Annotated in this window: 7 protein-coding genes; 6 read left to right on the plus strand and 1 reads right to left on the minus strand. The window is 63.6% G+C overall.

Annotated elements, in window-relative coordinates:
- The first annotated feature begins 102 nt into the window (after window positions 1–102).
- The 6 genes from VN461_14570 to VN461_14595 all read left to right on the plus strand — a co-directional run bounded on the left by VN461_14570 (window position 103) and on the right by VN461_14595 (window position 5,754).
- Entirely contained in the window at window positions 103–858 is a 756-nt protein-coding gene (locus VN461_14570) for an ABC transporter ATP-binding protein (protein ID HXB56006.1), read from the plus strand.
- On the plus strand, window positions 851–1,567 hold the full coding sequence (locus VN461_14575; protein HXB56007.1) for an ABC transporter ATP-binding protein: 717 nt from the start codon (window positions 851–853) through the stop codon (window positions 1,565–1,567). Before VN461_14570 ends, VN461_14575 begins: the two co-directional genes overlap by 8 nt.
- A gap of 73 nt (window positions 1,568–1,640) precedes the next feature.
- Window positions 1,641–2,837 carry an ABC transporter substrate-binding protein gene (locus VN461_14580; GenBank protein HXB56008.1) on the plus strand — a complete coding sequence of 399 codons (1,197 nt, stop codon included), beginning with the start codon at window positions 1,641–1,643 and terminating at the stop codon, window positions 2,835–2,837.
- Window positions 2,838–2,870: 33 nt separating this feature from the next.
- On the plus strand, window positions 2,871–3,767 hold the full coding sequence (locus VN461_14585; protein ID HXB56009.1) for a branched-chain amino acid ABC transporter permease: 897 nt from the start codon (window positions 2,871–2,873) through the stop codon (window positions 3,765–3,767).
- A gap of 223 nt (window positions 3,768–3,990) precedes the next feature.
- Entirely contained in the window at window positions 3,991–4,929 is a 939-nt protein-coding gene (locus VN461_14590) for a branched-chain amino acid ABC transporter permease (protein HXB56010.1), read from the plus strand.
- Between the two features lie 42 nt (window positions 4,930–4,971).
- Complete coding sequence (locus tag VN461_14595; protein ID HXB56011.1) at window positions 4,972–5,754, plus strand: 3-hydroxybutyrate dehydrogenase; 783 nt, start codon at window positions 4,972–4,974, stop codon at window positions 5,752–5,754.
- Window positions 5,755–5,832: 78 nt separating this feature from the next.
- Here VN461_14595 and VN461_14600 read toward each other — a convergent pair whose 3' ends face one another.
- Complete coding sequence (locus VN461_14600; GenBank protein ID HXB56012.1) at window positions 5,833–7,176, minus strand: amidohydrolase family protein; 1,344 nt, start codon at window positions 7,174–7,176, stop codon at window positions 5,833–5,835.
- Between the last annotated feature and the right edge of the window lie 344 nt (window positions 7,177–7,520).

Consider the following 7,520-nt stretch of genomic DNA (forward strand, 5'->3'; position numbering starts at 1 on the left):
GGGGGGGGAAGAAGGCTGCGTAACTGACCCCGCTGCAGCCAGATAGACATCCTTGCCGGGGCTTTGCGGAGGCCCGCTGGAAGAAGCGGAGTCGTGAGCGCCATGGCCGCTGACTATATTCTCGAAACCCGACGGCTCGTCAAGGAGTTCAAGGGCTTTGCGGCACTGAGAGGCTTGGACCTCAGGGTTCAGAGAGGGGCGATACACGCGCTCATTGGACCCAACGGCGCCGGCAAGACGACCGTCTTCAACCTGCTGACGAAATTCCTCGCGCCGACCCGGGGAAGCGTCCATTTCAACGGTCATGACATCACGCGCGAGTTGCCGGCGGAGGTGGCCCGCCGCGGCATCGCGCGCTCCTTCCAGATCTCGGCCGTGTTTCCGCATCTCACGGTCCTGGAGAACGTCCGCGTTGGCCTGCAGCGCAAGTCGAACACGTCTTTTCGCTTCTGGCAGAGCGATGTCTCTCTCAAGCTCTTGGACGCTCGGGTAATGGAATTGTTGACGGAGGTCGGCCTGGAGTCGTACCCAACCGTCGTCGCGGTGGAGTTGCCCTACGGACGGAAGCGGGCGTTGGAGCTCGCCACCACCTTGGCCCTCGATCCCGAGCTCCTTCTTCTCGATGAACCCACACAGGGAATGGGGCACGATGACGTGGACCGTGTGAAGGGCCTGATCCGCAAGCTCGCCGCCAAACGAACGGTCCTCATGATCGAGCACAACATGAGCGTGGTGTCGGATCTTTGTGACCGGATCACAGTCCTCCAGCGGGGAGTGGTGATCGCGGAAGGGAGCTATGCGGAGGTGTCGACGAACCCCCAGGTGATCGAGGCCTACATGGGCGCGGCCCGTGGCTAGCGGGGGGGCCGTCGAGTGCCTGACCGTCGCCGGCCTGCACGCTTTCTACGGCGAGTCCCACATCCTCCACGGAATGGATTTCCGCGTGGGGCGGGGCGAGCTGGTGACGCTCCTCGGTCGCAACGGGGCCGGCCGCACAACAACAATCAAGGCCATTCTGGGGCTCGTCGAGAAGCGCAGCGGCTCCATCATGCTCAATGGCCGAGAGATCGTCGAGTGGCCCCCCCACCGCATTGCCCGCCTCGGGGTGGGGTATTGCCCAGAGGATAGAGGCATTTTTTCGAGCTTGAGCGCCGAAGAGAACCTGAGGCTGCCGCCGAAGGTGACCAGCGAGGGAATGAGCGACGAGGAGATCTACGCGCTGTTCCCGAATCTGAAGGAGCAGCGTGGCGTCCGTGGGAATCTGCTCTCGGGCGGCGAGCAGCAGATGCTGGCCCTGGCGCGGATTCTCCGCGCGGGTGCGCGCCTGCTGCTCCTGGACGAGATCTCCGAAGGGTTGGCGCCCGTCATCGTGAAGCGACTGAGTGAGGTGATCTTGCAGCTTCGGCAGAAGGAGTTCACCATTATCATGGCGGAGCAGAACTTCCATTTCGCGGCCTCCTTGGCGGACCGAATGTACGTCATCGAGCGAGGACATGTGGTCGCCGAGATTGGAAAGGACGAGGTGGAGGGTAACCGCCAGCTGCTGAGGGAACTACTGGGCGTGTAGCGCCCGCGGGGGGATACGGAAATCCCGTCACCCCGCGAGGCGGAAGGAGACTCCAATGGAACGAATCGCAGGCATGGGCTCAGTTGCGCTCCTGGTGGCGACCTTGGCATCGGCCCAGGGCAAGCCCGGGATCTCCGGCGACATGGTCAAGATCGGCGTGCTCACGGATATGTCGGGACTCTATTCGGACCTCAGTGGCCCCGGGTCGGTCGTCGGCGCGCAGATGGCGATCGACGAGTTCGGCGGCAAGGTATTGGGAAAACCGATACAGATGGTCTCCGCGGATCACCAGAACAAGGCCGACGTGGCGGCGGACAGGGCGCGCGAATGGTTTGACCGGGAGGGGGTAGACCTCATCGTCGATGTCCCCAACTCGGGGGCGGCCATCGCGGTCAGCAAAGTCGCCAACGAGAAGCACCGGGTTTTCATCGTCACCGGCGCCGGCTCGACGCGGCTGACCAACGAAGATTGCAACCCCTACACCATTCACTATACCTACGACACCTACGCGACCGGCCGCACCACGGGTCAGGCGGTCGTGCGGCGGGGCGGCACCAGCTGGTTCTTCATTACCGCCGACTACGCCTTCGGCCACTCTTTGCGGGACGACACTGCCAACGCGATCAAGGCGGCGGGAGGGCAGGTCCTGGGCTCGGTTCTTCATCCCCTGAACGCCCCCGACTTCTCGTCTTACCTGCTGCAAGCGCAGGCCTCGAATGCCAAGGTCATTGGCATGGCCAATGCGGGGGGTGACACGATCAACACGATCAAGACGGCCGCGGAATTCGGGATCAACAAGAAACAGACGCTCGCGGGCCTGCTCGTGTTCATCAGCGACATCCACGCTCTTGGTCTTCAGGCCACGCAAGGAATGTTCGTTGCGAGCGGCTTCTACTGGGACATGAATGACGAAACGCGCAAGTTCGCCCGGGCCTTCCAAGCGAAGTCCGGCAAGATGCCGACCATGGTTCAGGCCGGCACCTATTCGGCAACGCTTCAGTACCTGAAGGCGGTTCAAGCACTGGGAACCGACGACGCCGACGCGGTCAGGAAGAAACTGGGGGAGACCTCCCTGAACGACGCCTTCGTCAAGAACGGCCAGATCCGGCGGGACGGGCGGATGGTTCACGACTTCTATCTGTTCGAGGTAAAGGCGCCGAGCGAATCCAAGTACCCCTGGGACTACTACAAGCTATTGACCACGCTCCCCGGCGAGGAGGCTTTCCAGCCCCTTGCCCAGTCCCGTTGCCCGCTCGTCACGAGCCACTAGCGGGTCCACCGGAGGGCCCGTCCGTGATCTGACATGAGGGAGATCCTCGGCGTCCCGCTGCCGGCCCTTTTGGCCCAACTGGTGCTGGGGCTCGTCAACGGCTGCTTCTACGCCTTGCTCAGCCTGGGCCTCTCCATCATTTTCGGCATGCTCAACATCATCAACTTCGCCCATGGGGCGATGTACATGATGGGTGCGGTACTCACCTGGATTGCGCTCAATCAGTTCGGGGTCGGTTATTGGGGATCGTTGCTGCTGGTGCCGCTCGTGGTCGGCCTGGCCGGGGTCGCCATCGAGCGAAGCATGCTCCGTCGACTGTATGGGCTCGACAATCTCTATGGTCTGCTCTTCACCTTCGGTTTGGCCCTGATCATGGAAGGACTCTGCCGGTATCGGTACGGCGTGTCGGGGCTCCCCTATGCGATCCCCGAGGCCTTCCAAGGAGGCTTGGACTTGGGCTTCATGTACCTTCCCAAGTACCGCGCCTTCGTGGTCTGCGCATCCTTGGGCGTGTGCCTGGGCACCTGGCTGGTGATCGAACGGACCACTCTCGGCGCCTACCTGCGCGCGGCGACCGAGAATCCGCGCTTGGTGCAGGCCTTCGGGATCAATGTTCCCGCCATGATCACCGTAACCTACGGGATCGGCGTGGGGCTCGCCGGGCTCGCGGGGGTGCTGGCCGCGCCTGCAACGCAGATCAGCCCCCTCATGGGATCGAACCTCATCATCGTGGTCTTTGCCGTGGTCGTGATCGGGGGCATGGGGTCGATTCTCGGATCCATCGTCACCGGAATTGGCCTTGGCTTGATCGAGGGCTTGACGAAGGTGTTCTACTCGCAGGCCTCCAACACCATCATCTTCCTGATCATGGCCCTCGTTCTCCTCGTGCAACCGTCGGGTCTCTTTGGCAGGTCGGAGTCGGCGTCCTGAGTGTGCCGTTCACGCTTCCCGCGGCGTCCGCCAAACGTCGGCGGGGGTCTCGACGCTCCACGTGCTTAACCTTCGGCCCTCCTGGCCGTAGCGCCCGTCATGTGGGCGAGTCAGGATGCCACGGTACCACGAACCGCCGCCGAGGCAGGTCCGATAGCCTTGGGCAGCCTCTGCTGGTCGCAACCGGCTGCCGGGGGTCGCGTTCGGTCAAGCGCTCCGAGGAATGAAGCACGGGGAGCTCGTGGGCTGGGCGGTTCTGCTCGCGATAGGGGTCGCGGCGCCTTTCATCGTCTATCCCGTGTTCCTCATGAAGGCTCTGTGTTTTGCCCTCTTCGCCTGCGCCTTCAATCTCCTTCTCGGGTACGCGGGGCTCCTCTCGTTTGGCCACGCCGCCTTCTTCGCGACCGCCGCATATGTGACCGCCTATGTGGTTAAGATCGTTGGCCTTACGCCGGGGATGGGGATTCTTGCCGGCACGGCTTCGGCCTTGGCCCTCGGGTTTGTCATCGGCAGCGTCGTCATCCGTCGCCAGGGAATCTACTTCGCCATGATCACCCTGGCCCTGGCCCAGATGCTCTACTTCCTCTTTCTGCAGGCTCCCGTTACCGGCGGTGAGGACGGCCTCCAGGGCATTCCCCGGGGTCGGCTCCTCTGGGTCATCAACCTGGAGGACGATCTCGAAATGTACTACGTGGTTCTTGCCATCTTCGTGGCGGGATACGCTTTGATCAATCGCGCCATTCACTCCCCTTTTGGTCAGGTGCTGAAAGCGATCCGCGAGAACGAACCGCGTGCGGTGTCCCTGGGATACGACGTGGATCGGTACAAGACCCTGGCCTTCGTTCTCTCGGCCGGACTCTCGGGCTTGGCGGGATCGACGAAGGCGATCGTCTTCTCCTTCGTCACCTTGACGGACGCCGATTGGCGCACATCGGGGGAGGTTGTGCTGATGACGCTCCTCGGGGGCATGGGCACGGCGTTGGGACCGGTGGTGGGAGCCCTCTGCATCGTGACCCTCCAGAACGAGCTGGCGGACAAAGTCGGCTCCTTCGTCAACGTGATCATGGGAGCGATCTTCGTCGTCTGCGTTCTCTCCTTCCGGCGGGGAATCGTCGGGGAATTGGGAGGTCTCTACCGGAGCCTAGCCGGGAGCCGCGATTGAGAAACGGCCTCGGATAGGCCAGGTAGTCAGAGGAGGTCGGTGATGCTGAAAGGACGCAGCGCCCTCGTGACCGGCTCCACGAGCGGAATTGGCCTGGGCATTGCCCGGGCGCTGGCCCGGGAGGGCAGCGCCATCATGCTCAACGGCTTCGGGGAGCCGGGCGAGATCGAGAAGCTGCGGGCTTCCCTGGCCAGCGAGTTCGGAGTCAAGGCCCTCTACAACGAGGCCGATGTCTCGAACGCGAAGGCCTGCGCCGATCTCGTCACGGAGACGGAAGCGCGCTTCGGGGGGCTGGATGTGCTGGTCAACAATGCCGGCATCCAGCATGTGGCCGCGATCGAGACCTTCCCGGTGGACCGCTGGGACGCCATCCTGGCCGTCAATCTCTCCTCGGCGTTTCACACCATCCGCGCCGCGATACCCGGGATGAAGAAGCGGGGTTGGGGGCGCGTGATCAACATCGCCTCGACCCATGGTCTCGTGGCTTCAGCCAACAAGTCCGCCTATGTGGCGGCTAAGCACGGTCTCGTGGGCCTCACCAAGGTCGTGGCCCTGGAGACGGCCAAGACGGGAGTCACCTGCAACGCCATTTGCCCCGGCTGGGTGCTCACGTCCTTGGTCCAGAAGCAGATCGAGAGCCGGGCCCGCAATAGCGGCATCCCGCTGGCGCAGGCGGAGAAAGAGCTGGTCGAAGAAAAGCACCCCTCGGGGCGTTTCACGACCGTAGAGGAGATCGGTGCGTTGGCGGCTTTCCTGACGAGCGCGGCGGCGGTCAACCTGACGGGCGCGACTCTCCCTGTCGACGGGGGTTGGCTAGCTCAGTAGCCTTGGGCAGCCTCTGCTCGGTCCCAACCGGCTGAGTCGCGTTCGATCAAGGGAACCAATGGAGCTGCACTCCGTCCCTCACTTGGCAGTCGGGGAAGCAGCGCGGCCACGTTCAACGGGGAAACCGGCCTTCCACACTGCGACGATGTCCCGCGTGGCCTTGATCTCTCTGGTCGGGTCGCCATGGACCAGGAGTAGGTCGGCCCTCAGGCCCGGAGCGATGCGGCCTCGATCACTGAGGCGAAATGTGCTCGCGGGAACAGAGGTCGCGGCGGCCAGGGCGTCCGATGGTGAAAGACCAGCCCTCACGAGGAGCTCGAGCTCTCCGTGCAGGCTCGCGCCATTCCAGCTCCCCGGAGCGGGCGCGTCTGTCCCGGCGAGGATTGGAACTCCGGCATCCCGCAGCCGTTTCGCCGCGGCGAAGGCATTCGCCAGCTCTCCGGTGCATTTGAAAGGTATGGGCTCTTTCATGTGTGCCTGAGCCTCCGGGGAGAGGAATGCCAAGAGCCGTCTGTCGGTCAGCAGCGTGGTGCCGCTCGGTGTGCCAAGGCCAGACTGAATCGCGGTCAATGTCGTGATGGCAAACGCATGACGGCGACGCAAGAGAGAAATGACCTCCGCCCGCGGAGGGCCGTCGGAAAACAGGTGAGCGATGCCATCGGCCCCGGCAGAGATCGCTCTTCGGGCGTCCTCTTGAGAGCTGATGTGGCCGACGGCCAACTTGCCGCGCTTGTGCGCCGCAACCACGACGGCGGCGAGGTCCTCGTCGGACAGCCGCGTGAATTCGAGGTGGCAGACGTGCCCATCTTCCAGGATGATCTTGATGTAGTCGCTTCCTTCGGCGAGGCGCGCATCTACGAACGCTTGCGCTTCCTGAGCGCCGGTAAGTGTCGGCACGGGCAGGCCATATTCGGTGCCATGACCCTTGGGAGGTGTAACCACATTGCCCGCCGAGCGCAGGTCCGCGGAGTCCAACGCCTTCCCCGCGGCTTCAGCTCGCCTGAGCGTCTCGACGAACTGTGGCGGTGCGCCCATGTTCAACTCCGTGGTCACACCAAACAAGATCGCCTGCTTCGCCGAATCGCCCCAATCGTGGGTGTGAGAATCGATCAGGCCAGGTAGAAGCGTGTCCCCTCTGGCGTCGATCTCTTCGGTCCCCAGCGGTGCCTTCAAGCCCTTCCCAACCTCCCGAATCTTTCCGCCTTCGACCAAGACCTCCTCGGCGGAAATCAAGCGTTGGCCATCGAAGACGTGTGCGTGTCGAACCACAAAGGGGCGGAGGGACGGGAAGGCCGCCGTCATGTCCTCGCCGTGCCGAGCCGCGGGCGGAGTTGTTCCCGCGATTGACGAGAGGGCGAGCAATCCAATCCACGACGCGTGCGTCACGGTTCGACGCGTCAGGTAGTTCACCGACGAAGCCATTCGCCCCTCCCCTCTTCCGTAAGGGGCTCCGCAGAGATGCGCGTGGTCAATGCCTTGGATCTGGCCGGCGCAGGGTCAGTGGGTTAGACGCAGTCACTGGCATTTCGGTCGCTCCCGGTCAACCGATATGCGCTCATGCTGCATCCGGGCAGTGTCGTGGGGGCATCCAGCCTGCGCGCACGAGCGGCGGTGTTGGTGGCTCGAGGCAGTTCCCTCAAGTCCCTGATCAATCGTGCTTCACGGGTTTGTGCCCCGACACGTCGAGGAAGGCGACTCGAGTTTGCCGCGGACCCCCGCGGCCCAGGGTCGACCGACCGCCAGGCTGCTTGGAGAAAGTAGGCTTC

This window comes from Vicinamibacteria bacterium (genome assembly GCA_035570235.1).
Classification (GTDB): domain Bacteria; phylum Acidobacteriota; class Vicinamibacteria; order Fen-336; family Fen-336; genus DATMML01.